The sequence below is a fragment of the Streptomyces sp. NPDC051582 genome, assembly GCF_040681715.1.
Taxonomy (GTDB): Bacteria; Actinomycetota; Actinomycetes; order Streptomycetales; family Streptomycetaceae; genus Streptomyces.
In genome coordinates, this window is record NZ_JBFAZJ010000003.1 from 218,354 (window position 1) to 231,851 (window position 13,498).

The 13,498-nt window shown below is 73.0% G+C and carries 12 protein-coding genes; 5 read left to right on the forward strand and 7 right to left on the reverse strand.

The genetic code is table 11. From position 1 onward, the window contains the following. Window positions 1–139: 139 nt before the first annotated feature. Window positions 140–580, reverse strand: a complete 441-nt coding sequence (locus tag AB0M92_RS06565; RefSeq protein WP_366100968.1) for a signal peptidase I — start codon at window positions 578–580, stop codon at window positions 140–142. 60 nt (window positions 581–640) lie between these two features. On the opposite strand from AB0M92_RS06565, the gene AB0M92_RS06570 reads away from it, so the two are divergent. Both AB0M92_RS06570 and AB0M92_RS06575 read left to right on the forward strand, forming a co-directional pair. After that, window positions 641–1,447: a GNAT family N-acetyltransferase gene (locus AB0M92_RS06570; RefSeq protein WP_366100969.1), complete on the forward strand. Its 807-nt coding sequence runs from the start codon at window positions 641–643 to the stop codon at window positions 1,445–1,447. Window positions 1,448–1,480: 33 nt separating this feature from the next. After that, window positions 1,481–1,981 carry a DinB family protein gene (locus AB0M92_RS06575; RefSeq protein ID WP_366100970.1) on the forward strand — a complete coding sequence of 167 codons (501 nt, stop codon included), beginning with the start codon at window positions 1,481–1,483 and terminating at the stop codon, window positions 1,979–1,981. Between the two features lie 130 nt (window positions 1,982–2,111). On the opposite strand, the gene AB0M92_RS06580 is transcribed toward AB0M92_RS06575, so the two are convergent. Next, a complete protein-coding gene (locus tag AB0M92_RS06580; protein WP_366100971.1) occupies window positions 2,112–2,846 on the reverse strand; it encodes a siderophore-interacting protein in 735 nt (244 codons plus the stop codon). 69 nt (window positions 2,847–2,915) lie between these two features. Between AB0M92_RS06580 and AB0M92_RS06585 the strand changes: the two genes are divergently transcribed. The 3 genes from AB0M92_RS06585 to AB0M92_RS06595 all read left to right on the forward strand — a co-directional run bounded on the left by AB0M92_RS06585 (window position 2,916) and on the right by AB0M92_RS06595 (window position 7,648). Further along, a complete protein-coding gene (locus tag AB0M92_RS06585) occupies window positions 2,916–4,997 on the forward strand; it encodes a penicillin acylase family protein (protein WP_366100972.1) in 2,082 nt (693 codons plus the stop codon). Next, window positions 4,994–5,626, forward strand: a complete 633-nt coding sequence (locus AB0M92_RS06590; RefSeq protein WP_366100973.1) for a GNAT family N-acetyltransferase — start codon at window positions 4,994–4,996, stop codon at window positions 5,624–5,626. The genes AB0M92_RS06585 and AB0M92_RS06590 overlap by 4 nt, the downstream gene beginning before the upstream one ends. Window positions 5,627–5,782: 156 nt before the next feature. Then, complete coding sequence (locus AB0M92_RS06595) at window positions 5,783–7,648, forward strand: protein kinase (protein WP_366100974.1); 1,866 nt, start codon at window positions 5,783–5,785, stop codon at window positions 7,646–7,648. Window positions 7,649–7,701: 53 nt separating this feature from the next. On the opposite strand, the gene gatB is transcribed toward AB0M92_RS06595, so the two are convergent. From gatB to AB0M92_RS06620, 5 genes are all read right to left on the reverse strand, one after another. Further along, window positions 7,702–9,213, reverse strand: coding sequence for an Asp-tRNA(Asn)/Glu-tRNA(Gln) amidotransferase subunit GatB (gene gatB, locus AB0M92_RS06600; protein ID WP_366100975.1), 1,512 nt, complete (start codon window positions 9,211–9,213; stop codon window positions 7,702–7,704). A gap of 16 nt (window positions 9,214–9,229) precedes the next feature. After that, window positions 9,230–9,409, reverse strand: a complete 180-nt coding sequence (locus AB0M92_RS06605) for a hypothetical protein (RefSeq protein WP_229345000.1) — start codon at window positions 9,407–9,409, stop codon at window positions 9,230–9,232. Between the two features lie 62 nt (window positions 9,410–9,471). Beyond that, on the reverse strand, window positions 9,472–10,968 hold the full coding sequence (gatA, locus tag AB0M92_RS06610; protein WP_030857386.1) for an Asp-tRNA(Asn)/Glu-tRNA(Gln) amidotransferase subunit GatA: 1,497 nt from the start codon (window positions 10,966–10,968) through the stop codon (window positions 9,472–9,474). A gap of 5 nt (window positions 10,969–10,973) precedes the next feature. Further along, window positions 10,974–11,270, reverse strand: coding sequence for an Asp-tRNA(Asn)/Glu-tRNA(Gln) amidotransferase subunit GatC (gatC, locus tag AB0M92_RS06615; RefSeq protein WP_007266718.1), 297 nt, complete (start codon window positions 11,268–11,270; stop codon window positions 10,974–10,976). Between the two features lie 135 nt (window positions 11,271–11,405). After that, window positions 11,406–13,454, reverse strand: a complete 2,049-nt coding sequence (locus AB0M92_RS06620; protein ID WP_366101157.1) for a bifunctional diguanylate cyclase/phosphodiesterase — start codon at window positions 13,452–13,454, stop codon at window positions 11,406–11,408. Between the last annotated feature and the right edge of the window lie 44 nt (window positions 13,455–13,498).

Genomic DNA, 13,498 nt, shown 5'->3' on the forward strand with positions numbered 1-13,498 from the left:
GGGGATCGCCCAGGGACCGGCCGGAGTTTGGCCGGAGATCGGCCGAGATGGTCTGCACCGCCACGATCCCAGCGTTTGGTGATCGTTGGCCCCTTTCGTGTGCATCGTCACAGGGGCCGGGGGCGGTACGGGACCAAGGTCATCCGTCCGAAGGGCCGTTCGGCGGGCCGTCCGGTCCATCGGCCCGGTAGCCGGGGACGGAGGGCCACCTGACGGTGAGCACCACCGCGTCCTCCTCGGCGTACCAGGAGTGGTCGACGCCCCGGCCCCAGACGACGTAGTCGCCCTGCTCCGCGAGGACGACGGTCCGGCCGGGGAACTCCAGCCGGAAGCGGCCGCTGATCAGCACCTGGAGGGCGGTGCGCTCCTCGCCCCGCACCCACTGGGCCCGCTCTTCGCCCTTCGGGTGGACTCCCCACTTGATCTCCACGTCCTTGCTGTGGCGCGGATCGGCGGGGTCCTTGAAGTGACCGAGGAGCCAGCCGCGGTCGGTGGCGGCGTCCGGGGCGGCCTTGCCGGTGTAGACGGAGTCCGCGGCGGCGCGGGCCGGGGTGGAGGTGGAGGTGGGGTCGTCGTTCACGGGCTGAGGCTAATGCAGTTGTGCGGCCGGGCGGAGGGCTGGTGAGCTGGGCCTATGACGATGAGCACTGGAGAACTGACGCACGTACGGGCCGCGTACGACCGGGAGATGCGCCGGGACGCGTCGGCGGACACCGCGGACGCCCGGGTGGAGCGGGCGGGGGCGGTCGTACGGCACATCGCCACCGGTGGTGGCGGGGCCGGGTGGAACGCGGTGCTCTGGTCGGACCTCGACGAGGAGACGGCGGACGCGGAGATCGCGGCGCAGGTGGCGTACTTCGCGGGTCGCGGGGTCGGCGAGGTCGAGTGGAAGCTGTACGGCCACGACCGGCCGGCCGACCTCGGGGACCGGCTGCGCGCGGCGGGCTTCGTACCGGAACCGGCCGAGACCCTCATGGTGGGGCGGGCCGACGAGCTCGCCGCGCTGCCGGTGGAGCCGCCGGCGGGGATCACCCTGCGGGTGGTGACGGACGAGGCAGGCGTCGACCTGATGATGGACGTCCACGCGAAGGCCTTCGGTACCGAGCGGCCCGCGATCCGGCACATGCTGCTCACCTTGCTGAGGGACGAGCCGGAAACCCTCGCGGCGGTGGTGGCGATGGCCGGGGACACCCCGGTGAGCGCGGCCCGCATGGAGATGCGCCCCGGTGCCTCGTTCGCCGGTCTCTGGGGCGGCGGCACCCTGCCGCAGTGGCGGGGCCGCGGCATCTACCGCCTCCTGGTCGCCCACCGCGCCCGCGTCGCGGCGGCCCGCGGCATCCGGTACCTCCAGGTCGACGCCTCCGCCGACAGCCGCCCGATCCTCGACCGCCTGGGCTTCGCGACCCTGGGCACGACGGTCCCGTACGTCTGGACCGCAAAGCCGTAGCGCGGGCGGGCGGCTCCGGGGGAAGATCGCGGGATGGAACGTATGGGGCCGCCCCTGACCGGGGACGAGCGGGAGACACTGCGCGCATTCCTCGACTACCACCGGGCCACCCTCGCCTGGAAGTGCGAGGGGCTCACCGACGAGGAGCTGCGGCGGCCTTCGATGCCGCCGTCCACCCTGTCCCTGCTGGGCCTGGTCCGGCACATGGGCGAGGTCGAGCGGCACTGGTTTCGCCGCACCCTGAACGGGGAGGAGCTTCCTCACCTCTGGTCCGACACCCACGACTTCCAGGCCGCCTACGACGCCTCCGGCGCCACGCGCGAGGAGGCGTTCACGGCCTGGGAGGCGGAGGTCGCGCACGCGCGGCGCATCGAGGCGGCCGCCGAGTCCCTCGACGTGACGGCGTACGTGGCCAGTTGGAAGGAGGAGGCCTCGATGAGACTCGTCATGCTCCACCTGATCCACGAGTACGCGCGCCACAACGGCCACGCCGACTTCCTCCGCCAGGCCATCGACGGCACCACCGGAGCCTGACGACCCCGGCCCGGCCCGCCCCGCCCCGGCCCGCCCCGCCCCGGCAGAGGCGTCCGGCCGCTCGGACCGCTGCCGCCTCGGACCGCCGCATCGGACCGTTCGGGGTCGCTGCGGCCGGTCGGGCCGCTCGTCAGGCCGCCCGCCAGTAGCCCAGTCCGTTCACCCGCTGCTTCGGCAGGGCCAGGTCCTTGCGGAGGTACGCCGTCAGCGTGCGCGTCGTGGCGGTGTCGCAGGCCAGCCATACGTACGCCGACTCCGGGTCCGCGACGAGATCCGGGAGCTCCGCCTTGACCTGCTCCACCAGGGCCGAGCCCGCGCGCTCGACCCGCCGGACGTCGTGCCGGTCCGGGTCCAGCCGGACCGGGAGGTCGGCGTCCGAGGCGTGCTGGGTCTCCAGCCAGATCGTGGCCGGGGTCTGCGGGTAGGCGTCCAGCAGGGAGTTGATCGCCGGCACCGAGGCCGGGTCTCCGATCACCAGCAGCCGCTCCGGCGCCGGAGCCGGGGCGGTGAAGCCCGTCCCCTGAACGGTGGCCTCGATGGTGTCGCCCGCCTTCGCGGTCCGCGCCCACGCGCTCGCGGGGCCGTCGTGCAGGGCGAACTCCAGGGCGAACGTTCCGGCCTGGGGATCCGGGTCGACGAGGGTGTACGCCCGCGTGTGCGGCTTGCCCGCGTTGTCGAACCACAAGCGCACCCACATCGTCGGGTGAATCGATTCTCCCGCCGCTGCCAGCAGCCCGCCGTCCGTCACGTACACGCGCCGGTAGTGCTCCGTGACCTCTTCCGCGCCCGTGACCGTGAACGTGAAGTCCTTGCCGCGCAGAAGCCGCAGGACCACGCCTTCCCATCCCTTGCCGACGCCTGCCATGTGCGACCACCCCTCCCTGACGAACCCCTATAGTTAGGGCAGCCTAACCTAATGCACTGGGGGAAGAGTGTGAGCCTTCTGAACAACGCCGGCGCCGGAGAAGCCTTCGAGCTCTACCGGGACGACTGGGGCGTCCCCCATCTCCGCGCCGACGACCCCGACCGCCTCGCCTACGCCCAGGGCTACGCCACCGCCCTCGACCGTGCCTGGCAGCTGGAGGTCGAGCGCCACCGCGCCCAGGGCTCCAGCGCCGCCTTCCTCGGCCAGGACTGCGTCGCCTGGGACCGGTTCGTGCGCCAGGCCCGGCTCGCCGACACGGCCCGCCGCTGCCACGAGGCCCTCGATCCCGAGACCGCAGCGTGGGTCGGAGCCTACGTGAACGGCGTCAACGACGGGCTCGCCCGCGGCGCCGCCCGCGACGAGCGGTTCGCCCGCACCGGCCACACCCCCACCCCGTGGGAGCCGTGGGTCCCGCTCGGCATCTGGATCGCCACCCACATCCTCTTCGCCGGGTTCGCCACCAAGCTGTGGCGCGAGCGCGTGGGCCGCGCCCTCGGCGACGAGGCCGTCACCCTCTTCGCCACCGACGGCCCCGGCACCGCCGGCAGCAACGGCTGGCTGGTCCCGGGCGAGCGGACCGCCACCGGCTCGGCGCTCATCGCGGGCGACCCGCACCGGTTCATCGAGGACCCGGGCGTCTACCAGCAGATACGGCTCTCCTGCCCCGAGTACGACGTCATCGGCCTGGCCGTCCCCGGCATCCCCGGCCTCGGCCACTTCGGGCACACCGGCGGCGCCGCCTGGGCGATCACCAACGCCATGGCCGACTACCAGGACCTGTACGTCGAGCGGCTGCGCCCCGCCGCCGGAGGCGACGGCATCGAGGCCCTCGGCCCCGACGGCGCCTGGGAGCCCGTCCACCGGCACACCGAGACGATCACCGTGGCCGGCGCCGATGCCGTGGAGATCGAGGTCCTGGAGACCGCCCGCGGCCCGGTGATCGTCAACGAGGACCCGGCGGACCAGACCCTCTCGCTCCGCTACCCGCCCCGGGTCCGCCGCGACCTCGGCTTCGCCGCCCTCCCCGCCCTGCTGCGCGCCCGCACCGTCGCCGACATCGACCGCGCCCTCGACGGCTGGGCCGAGCCCGTCAACGTCGTCCACGCCGCCGACACCGAGGGCGGCCTGCTGCACCGCGTCGCCGGCGCCGTCCCGCTGCGCGACCCGGCCAACCGGCTGCGCCCGGTGCCCGCCTGGGATCCCCGGTACGTCTGGCGGGGCTGGGCCGAGACCCCCGCCGAGCCCGTGCAGGGCTTCGCCGTCATGGCCAACGCGCGCGGCATCGCCTCGCCGCTCGGCGTGGAGTTCGCGCCCCCGCACCGCGCCAACCGCATCCGCGAGCTGCTCTCCGGCTCGGCGGACTGGTCCCCGAAGGCGATGGCCGACGTGCACGGGGACACCCACCTGGCCTCGGCCGCGCCGCTGCTGGCCCTGCTGCCCGGGCTCGAAGGCCTCTCCCCGGCCGCGCAGGCGCTGCGCGCCCGACTGCTCGCCTGGGACCGGCACATGGCGGCCGAGAGCACCGACGCCACCGTCTTCTCGGCGCTGCGGACCGCGACCGTACGCCGCTTCGCCGCCGATCCCGCCCTGGCGGGGCTGGCCGGGGCGCCGACCGGCCCCGAGGTGTTCCACCCCTGGCTGTACCTGGTCCCGCGCGTCGGCTACGCCCTGGAGGGGCTGCTGACGACCCCCTTGCTGCCCTCCCTCGACCGGGCGGCCCACGTACGCGCCGCCCTGGAGGAAACCGCCGCGGCGGACACCCCCGACACCCCGTGGTCGCGGGTGCACCGCCTGGCGCCCTGGTCGGCGCTGCCCGACCCCGCCGCCGAGTGGCCCGGGCTCGGCGGCGACCATGACTGCGTGAACGCCACTTCCTCCGTGCCCGGTTTCACCGATCTCACCGCCCGCGCGTCGGCGGCGCGCTACGTGTGGGACCTGGCCCGCCGCGAGGACAGCCTCTGGGCGGTCCCGCTCGGCGTGGACGGCGTCACCGGATCACCCCACCACCGCGACCAGCTCCCGTTCTGGGCTCAGTGCGAACTCGTCCCCGTCGTCACCGACTGGACCCGTCTCACCAAGGAATCCCTATGACCAGCAGCAGCGCGTCCGCCTCGGCCGCCTCCGCCGCCTCAGGCGGCTCCCGGCAGCCGGTGTACTCCCAGCGCGTCGAAGGCCTCGGAACGGTCACCCTCACCCCCGTCGACCCCGTCGCCGACGCCCCGCTGATCCACTCCTGGGTCACCGAGGAGCGGGCCCGCTTCTGGGGCATGGGCGAGGCCAGCCGCGAGCTCGTCCAGGAGATCTACGAGGACGTCGACCGGCGCACCACCCACCACGCGTTCCTCGCGCGCCGCGACGGAGAGCCCGCCGGGCTGTTCCAGACGTACGACTGCGCCGAGGACCGGATCAGCGAGTGCTACGAGGTCCTGCCCGGCGACACGGGCGTGCACCTGCTGATCGGCCCGGCGCGCGGCGCCTCCGAACGCGGCTTCAGCGCCGGCCTGATCGGCGCCTTCCTCTCGTACGTCCTCTCGCAGGGGTCCACCCGGCGGATCGTGGCGGAGCCCGACGCCCGCAACGAGAAGGCCATGACCCGCCTGGTGCGGTCCGGCTTCGAGCTGGGTCCGCAGATCGAACTCCCGGAGATCGACCTGCCCGAGGTGTACCTGCCGGCGAAGCGGGCCCGCCTCGCCTTCCTCAGCGGCCCGCAGGGCGGCTGACCGGCACACGCCGGCGCGCGGCCCCTGCACACCACCGCTGCGGGCAGCGACCTTCCCGTCACTCCCCGCGGCGGTGGAATGCGCCGTTCCCATTGACCGGGCGCACCCGGCGGCTGGAAGCTGAGGCCCACTCAAAGCACTTGCAGTGGGGGACAATTGACCAGCCAGAATCTGCACATCGGACCGGACGCGGCAGCGGACCGGTACCGATTGCTCCGGTCGATCGGGCGCGGCGGCGAGGCCGTGCTCTATCTCGCGGAGATCGAGCTGGCCGGCGGCGCCGAGCCGGTGGTCGTGAAGGTGCTCGACTCGAAGACGACGATCACGCCCGACGTCTTCGACCGGATCAGCCAGAAGTGGAACGAGCAGGCGGAGTTGCTCCGGTTCGTGCACCGGCCGGGCGTGGTGGGGGTACGGGAGCACTTCGAGGGGCCGCCGATCCACCGGGCCGGGGACTCCTCGACGCTCACCGGCCGGGCCCTCGTTCTCGTGATGAACCACGTCGACGGGCTGGACCTGCGGGACTGGCGGGCCGAGCGGACGCTGGCCAGTGCCGCCGAGCGGCGCGAGGTGATGCGGACGCTGGAGCAGCTCGCCGACGTACTGGACTGGCTGCACTCGGGGAAGGCCACCCCGTCCGGACGCCAGGTGATCCACGGTGACCTCTCGCCCGGCAACGTGATGGTCGACGCCCATGGCCAGGCCACGCTGGTGGACTTCGGCCTGAGCAAGCTGACCGCCGACCACCAGACGGCGGAGGTGTGGTTCACGCCCGGGTACGCGGCTCCCGAGGTCTTCGACGGCAAGCGCACTCCGGGTACGGACCGGTACGCCTTCGGGGCCATCGCGTACTTCCTGCTGAGCGGGGAATCCCCGCCGCCCACCCCGGAGCAGCTGGCCCAGGCCATGGCCGGGCTCCCGCAGATCGCCGTGCTGGACGCCGAGCAGCGGGCCCGTATCACGGCGATCTGTTCGGCGGATCCGATGCGGCGGCCGGTGAACCTGGCCGGCTGGATGAAGGACATCCGCCACGCGGTGGTGTCGACGACGACCTCCACCTCGCAGCGCGCGGTTCCGGCCGCGCCCCCGGTCCCGGCCGTGCCGCCGGTCCCGGCCACGCCCCCCGCCGCCGCCGCACCGCCCAGGCCGGTGGCCCTGCCCCTGCAGAAGCCGGCGGCTCCGGTTGTGCCGACGTCACCTCCGCCGCAGCCGCAGCCGGCGCCGGTGTACTCGCCGCCCCCCGCGCCCGCCGAGCCGGTGTACGCACCCCCGCCGGTGCAGCCGAGCGTCCCCGAGGGGTACGGTCCCGCACCCGCGGCCGCCACCCGTACGGAACCGCTTCCCGGTCCGCCCCCGCGCAAGCGGCGGCGGACCGGGGTGGTGTTCGGGTCGGCGCTGGCGGTGCTGGTGGTGGCCGCCGGCGCGGTGATCGGCGTAAAGCTGTTCGGAGGCACGGAGGAGGCGCACGGCTCGAACACGGCGAGCGGCGGGGACAAGGCGGCCGCGTCCTCGCCGGCCGCCGAGAGCCCGGCCCCCACCCCGACGCCGAGCTCGTCCCCGTCCGCGTCCGACGACCCGGCGGTCCAGCCCACCGCGACCGGCTCCCAGCCCCCGTCGGGCGTGGCTCCGGGCGTGAAGGCGGCCGACCTGACCGTCATGGCTCCGGTGAAGGACCTGGGCGGCTTCGAGGTGGGCCCCGCCAAGATCAACACCAAGCAGTACGGGGCCGCGTTCATCCAGGAACGCAACTGCGACTTCGACGCCTACACGGAGTTCGACCTCAACCGCGAGTGGAAGACGCTGGAGTTCACCGCGGGGATCGACGACGGCTCGCAGAACGAGAAGGGCCGGGTCAGCATCTCGCTCGACGGCCAGCCCGCCGCCTTCTCGGAGCTCGTGGAACTGGGCAAGCCGATCACCCACAGCGTGGACGTGAGCGGCGCCCTGCGGCTGCGCATCAAGGTGGACAAGGGCTGCGACAACGGCACGGTCGTCATCGCCGCGCCCCAGCTCAAGCGCTGAGACACGTGAAGGCCCCGCACCGGAATCGGTGCGGGGCCTTCACGTGACGGGAACTACTCGCTGACGCCCAGGCGTTCCAGGATGAGCTCCTTCACGCGGGCCGCGTCGGCCTGGCCGCGCGTGGTCTTCATGACCGCGCCGACCAGGGCGCCCACGGCCGCGATCTTGCCGCCGCGGATCTTGTCCGCGATGGCCGCGTTGCCCGCGATGGCCTCGTCCACGGCCGCGCCGAGCGCGCCCTCGTCCGAGACGACCTTCAGGCCGCGCTTCTCGACGACCTCGTCCGGGGTGCCCTCGCCGGCGAGGACGCCCTCCAGGACCTGACGGGCCAGCTTGTCGTTGAGCTCACCGGCGGCGACCAGGGCAGCGACGCGCGCGACCTGGGCCGGGGTGATGGGCAGCTCGTCGACGACGACGCCCTGCTCGTTGGCGTTGCGGGCCAGCTCGCCCATCCACCACTTGCGCGCGGCCGTCGAGTCGGCGCCCGCCTCGATCGTGGCGACGATGGAGTCCACCGCGCCCGCGTTGAGGATCGACTGCATGTCGTGCTCGTTGACGCCCCACTCCTCGCGGAGCCGGTTGCGGCGCACGCGCGGCATCTCGGGCAGGCCTGCGCGCAGCTCCTCGACCCAGTTGCGGGCCGGGGCGACGGGGACCAGGTCGGGCTCCGGGAAGTACCGGTAGTCCTCGGCGTTGTCCTTGATGCGGCCGGCGGTGGTGGAGCCGTCCTCCTCGTGGAAGTGACGGGTCTCCTGCACGATCGTGCCGCCGGACGTCAGCACGGCCGCGTGGCGCTGGATCTCGAAGCGCGCCGCGCGCTCGACGGAGCGCAGCGAGTTGACGTTCTTCGTCTCGGAGCGGGTGCCGAACTCGGACTCGGGGGTGGGGCGCAGCGACAGGTTCACGTCGCAGCGCATCTGGCCCTTGTCCATGCGGGCCTCGGAGACGCCGAGCGCCTTGATGACCTCGCGCAGCTCGGCGACGTACGCCTTGGCGACCTCGGGGGCCCGCTCGCCCGCGCCCTCGATCGGCTTGGTGACGATCTCGATGAGCGGGATGCCGGCGCGGTTGTAGTCCAGCAGGGAGTGGGACGCGCCGTGGATACGGCCGGTGGCGCCGCCGACGTGCAGCGACTTGCCGGTGTCCTCCTCCATGTGGGCGCGCTCGATCTCCACGCGGAAGATCTCGCCGTCCTCCAGCTGCACGTCGAGGAAGCCGTTGAAGGCGATCGGCTCGTCGTACTGGGAGGTCTGGAAGTTCTTCGGCATGTCCGGATAGAAGTAGTTCTTCCGGGCGAAGCGGCACCACTCGGCGATCTCGCAGTTCAGCGCGAGGCCGATCTTGACGGCGGACTCGATGCCGATCGCGTTGACGACGGGCAGGGCGCCGGGCAGCCCGAGGCAGACCGGGCAGGTCTGCGAGTTGGGCTCGGCGCCCAGCTCGGTCGAGCAGCCGCAGAACATCTTGGTCCTGGTGCCGAGCTCGACATGGACCTCAAGGCCCATGACGGGGTCGAACGAGGCGAGAGCGTCCTCGTACGACAGCAGTTCGGTGAAGGTGGTCACGGTGAAACTTTCCCTCTCAGCCCAGCAGGACGTCGTCGTCGCCCAGGCGCTTCAGCTCGCGGTACAGGATCGCGAGACCGGTGACGATGGCGGCGGCGGACACGACGGCGTCGACGAGCTTCAGCGTGTCGTGCTCGGTGCGGGCCTTCTTGACCTGCTTGATCACGCCGAGGGCGCCGAAGGCGGTGGTGCCCATCGACAGGTACGTACCGGTCTTGGACTTCTTGAAGCCCTTGGCCTTGGTCAGTGCACTGGTGCTCACAGGGACGGTGCCTCCTCAAGCAGCGGGTGACCCCAGCGTGCGACGAAGGCCGCCTCCACGGCGGCGCCGACCTTGTACAGCCGGTCGTCCTTCATCGCCGGGGCGATGATCTGCAGCCCGACCGGCAGGCCGTCCTCCGGTGCCAGGCCGCACGGGAGCGACATGGCGGAGTTGCCGGCCAGGTTGGTCGGGATGGTGCACAGGTCCGCGAGGTACATCGCCAGCGGGTCGTCGGTGCGCTCACCGATGGCGAAGGCGGTGGTCGGGGTCGTCGGGGAGACGATCACGTCGACCTGCTCGAAGGACTTCTCGAAGTCCCGCGTGATGAGCGTGCGGACCTTCTGGGCGGAGCCGTAGTACGCGTCGTAGTAGCCGGAGCTCAGCGCGTACGTACCCAGGATGATGCGGCGCTTGACCTCGTCGCCGAAGCCGGCTTCGCGGGTGAGCGCGGTGACGTCCTCGGCGGACTTGGTGCCGTCGTCGCCGACGCGCAGGCCGTAGCGCATGGCGTCGAAGCGGGCCAGGTTCGAGGAGCACTCGGACGGCGCGATCAGGTAGTACGCGGCCATCGCGAGGTCGAAGGAGGGGCAGTCCAGCTCGACGATCTCGGCGCCCAGCTCCTTGAGGAGCTCGACGGACTCGTTGAAGCGCTGGACGACGCCGGCCTGGTAGCCCTCGCCGGCGAACTGCTTGACGACGCCGACGCGCATGCCGGCGACGGAGCCGTTGCGGGCGGCCTCGACGACCGGCGGGACCGGGGCGTCGATGGAGGTGGAGTCCATCGGGTCGTGGCCGGCGATGACCTCGTGCAGGAGCGCCGCGTCCAGGACCGTGCGGGCGCAGGGCCCGCCCTGGTCGAGGGAGGAGGAGAAGGCGACCATGCCGTAGCGGGAGACGCCGCCGTAGGTGGGCTTCACGCCGACCGTGCCGGTCACGGAGGCGGGCTGGCGGATGGAGCCGCCGGTGTCCGTGCCGATCGCGAGGGGGGCCTGGAAGGCGGCCAGCGCGGCCGCGGAGCCGCCGCCGGAGCCGCCGGGGATCCGGGTGAGGTCCCAGGGGTTGCCGGTGGGCCCGTAGGCGCTGTTCTCGGTGGAGGACCCCATGGCGAACTCGTCCATGTTGGTCTTGCCGAGGATGACGACGTCGGCTTCCTTGAGCTTGCGCGTCAAGGTGGCGTCGTACGGCGGGATCCAGCCTTCGAGGATCTTCGAACCGACGGTGGTCGGGACCCCGACGGTGGTGAAGATGTCCTTGAGGGCGAGCGGGACGCCGGCCAGCGGGCCCAGCTTCTCGCCGCGCTCGCGCTTGGCGTCGACGGCGCGCGCCTGGGCGAGGGCACCCTCGCGGTCGACGTGCAGGAAGGCGTGGACCTTCTCGTCGGTCGCGTCGATGCGGGCCAGGTGGGCCTCGGTGACCTCGACGGCCGTGAGCTCGCCGGAGGCGATCTTCTCGGCGGTCTGGGCGGCCGTGAGCTTGATGATCTGGTCAGTCATGGTTGTTAGTCCTCCCCCAGGATCTGCGGCACCTTGAAACGCTGCTGCTCCTGGGCGGGAGCGCCGGAAAGCGCCTGCTCGGGGGTGAGCGACGGACGGACCTCGTCCGCGCGCATGACGTTCGTCAGCGGCAGCGGGTGGGAGGTCGGCGGGACGTCTTGGTCGGCGACCTCGGAAACGCGGGCGACCGCGCCGATGATGTCGTCGAGCTGTCCGGCGAAGTGGTCGAGCTCTTCGCTCTTCAGTTCCAGACGTGCCAGCCGAGCGAGGTGGGCGACCTCCTCGCGCGTGATGCCAGGCATGCAGCGATCCTCTGGGGGTGGTGAGTGTGTAGTTTCGCGCCCAATCCTATGGGGCGGGGCCCCGGACCCACGAAACCGTTTGCCGCCGGGGGGCCGCCGCGGCCCCCCGGACCCTTCGGTGAGCGCCGCTCCCGGCTACGGGGCCGGGGTTTCCGCCGGTGCCGCCGCCTGGGCGGCCGACAGTTCCGCCGTGATGTCGGCCGGCCGGCGCCAGCCGCGTTCACCGCGGGCCAGCAGCCAGGCCGTGGCCTCCTGCGGGGGCATCGCGGCCGCGACGAGCCAGCCCTGGACCGCGTCGCAGCCCAGGTCGCGCAGGCGCTCCCAGGTCTCGTCGTCCTCGACGCCCTCGGCGACGACGAGCAGCCCCAGCGAGTGCGCCAGGTCGACGGTGCAGCGGACGATCTCCGCGTCCTGCGCGTCGACCGCGAGCCGCGCCACGAACGAGCGGTCGATCTTCAGCTCGCTGACCGGCAGCCGCCGCAGGTGCACGAGGGAGGAGTAGCCGGTGCCGAAGTCGTCGAGCGACATCTTGACGCCGTGGCCGGTCAGGCCCGCCATGGTGTCGGCGGCCCGCTGCGGGTCCTCCAGCAGGACGTGTTCCGTTATCTCCAGCTGCAGACCGCTGGCCGGGACCCCGTGCCGGGCCAGCCGGGCCGCGACGGCGCCCGCGAAGCCGGGGGTGTGGACGTCGCGCGGGGAGACGTTGACGGCGACCGGGACCTTCAGGCCCTGCGCCCGCCAGCGCGCCACCTGGGCGAGGGCCGTCTCCAGCACGTACTCGGTGAGGTGGGGCATCAGCCCCGAGGTCTCGGCGATCGCGATGAACTCGTCGGGCGAGACCCGGCCGCGCTCCGGATGCACCCAGCGCACCAGGGCTTCGAGCCCGGCCACCTGGCCGTCGAAGCGGACCTTGGGCTGGTAGTGGAGTTCCACTTCGCCGGCGTCCAGGGCGCGGCGCAGGTCTCCGAGGAGGCCGAGGCGGTCGGGCGTGTTGCTGTCGCGCTTGGACTCGTACACCTCCACGCCGGTGCGGTCCCGCTTCGCCTGGTACATCGCGACGTCGGCACGGCGCAGCAGCCCCTCCGCGTCGAGCGCGTGGTCGGGGAAGACGGCGAGGCCGGCGCTGGCCTCCAGGACGAGGGTCAGGCCGTCCAGGTCCAGGGGTGAGCTGAGCTCGGCGACGAGGTGGCGGGCGACGCGCTGGGCGCTGGTGGTGGAGTCGGCGACGGGCAACAGCACGGCGAACTCGTCGCCGCCGAGGCGGGCGGCCTCGGCGTCCTCGGGCAGGGCCTGGCGGAGCCGGTCGGCGATCTGGAGCAGCAGCCGGTCGCCGGCGAGGTGGCCCAGCGTGTCGTTGACGGCGCGGAAGCGGTCCAGGTCGATCAGCACGAGAGCCGACCGGGTGCCCAAACGTTCAGCCTCGTCCAGAGCGGACCAGGCCCGTTCCAGCAGCCACTGCCGGTTCGGCAGCCCGGTCAGCGGGTCGCGCAGCTGCTCCTCGGCCCGCGCCCGGGCGATCCACAGGGTGGAGTCCAGGGCGATCAGGGGTACGGCGAACAGCGGCAGCAGCACCGGCTGCGTCACGGCGACCACGCAGATCAGCGGCGCGATGCCGAGCAGGGCGACCGCGACTAAGGCCTGGCGGAGCAGGGCCGTGCGGGCGACGGTGGGCAGGGCGCCGCCGCGGGGGGTCTGCGCGAGCCACAGCAGGGCCTTGGTGACCAGCAGGTAGGCGAGGGCCACCAGGACGATCTCGGGGACCGCCTCCAGCCCCCAGGTGGTGGGCCGCCAGGGGGACTCGACGGTCGGCGCCTCGCCGAACGCGGCGAGTACGAGGGCCCCGGCACCGATGCCGAGGATGTCGGTGGCGCCGTGCAGCAGACCCTGCCGCCAGCGGTGCCGGCGCGCGGCCCCGACCAGCGAGACCACCGCCAGTGAGACGAGCCCCGCGGGCACCCAGCCGTAGAGGACGAGCACACCGAGGGTGAGCGCCGCGCCGGACCCGGTGCCGCCCCACCAGCGGTCGCGGCCGAGCGCGACGAGGTGGCCGACGATGATGCCGGTCAGCAGGGCCAGCGCCCAGCCGACCGGGCCGCCGGGGAACAGGGCGTGACGCTCGCTCAGCGCGGAGACGATGCCGATCGCGAGGACGACGGCGGACAGGCCCACGACGATGAACGGCAGCACGGTGCGCTGCGCCGCCGCTCTGCCCTGTCCCGTGCCGGAGT